The sequence below is a fragment of the Amycolatopsis sp. SID8362 genome (assembly GCF_010550475.1).
Lineage (GTDB): Bacteria > Actinomycetota > Actinomycetes > Mycobacteriales > Pseudonocardiaceae > Amycolatopsis > Amycolatopsis eburnea.
The window spans coordinates 1-921 of record NZ_JAAGNB010001490.1; the positions used below are offsets into that span (position 1 = coordinate 1).

Genomic DNA, 921 nt, shown 5'->3' on the forward strand with positions numbered 1-921 from the left:
GCTCGGAGGCCGGGCGGGGCGGCTCGTGCACCGCGGCCGATGCGCGGCGCGGCCAGCACCGCGAGCCCCGCCGACCCGGAGCCTCGGGACCGGACCACTCGACCGGGGCGCCACCGGCGAACTGCGCGGCCGCCGCGTGACCAGGCACGATCGGCGGGCACCCGTATTGCCGAGGCCGGACCACGCGCGTCCGGGACCGGTCACCTGGGCACTCGTGGCGAAGGTCTGCACCACCGTCACCGTCCGCTTCCGCACGGCCGCCGGGTGGCTGTCGGCCCACGTGGGCGGCGGTGCTGGCAAGATCTTCACAACCACGAGATACGGTGTTGCCCTGTGACCGCGATTCGCGATCGCCAGAGCGATCCAGATGCCGACGACATCCCCGTACCGTGGGATGAGCGTCCTGTCGTCGGTTCGAGGCGCGGGCTGCCCTGGTGGGCGGCCGTCCTGGTCGGCCTCGGCCTGGCGGTCGTGGGCGCCCTCCTCGCCAAGCCGAGCCAGGCGAACATCCCGGTGGTCTTCATCGTCTGCTACATCGCCGGGGCCGTGATCGCGGTCTGCGCGGTGCGGCGGCGGGGGCTGTTCGGGCCGATGGTGATGCCGCCGCTCGTGCTGGCCGTCACCGTGCCCGGCGTGATCCTGCTGACCTCGGGGTCGCAGGGCGACGACCTGCTGTCGAAGGCACTGAACATCGGCAGCCCGCTGATCAACAGCTTCCCCATGATGGCCATCACCACCGGCATCACGCTGCTGATCGGCTTCGTCCGCATCTTCCGCGAGCGCGACCCCGACGCCTCGAAGAAGGGCAAGGCCGACCGGCGCCCCGACGAGGACGACGAGCAGGCCCGCCCGGCCCGGCCGCGGCCGGCGGGAGCCAACCGGACCGGTCAGACGCCCGTGCCGCCTCGCCGTGGCCGGGAC

At 73.4% G+C, this 921-nt stretch carries 1 protein-coding gene; it reads left to right on the forward strand.

Features of this window, described 5'->3' with window-relative positions; genetic code table 11:
• Window positions 1–333 precede the first annotated feature (333 nt).
• The coding region (locus G3I65_RS45785; RefSeq protein ID WP_160701651.1) for a DUF6542 domain-containing protein at window positions 334–921 on the forward strand (588 nt) is incomplete at its 3' end.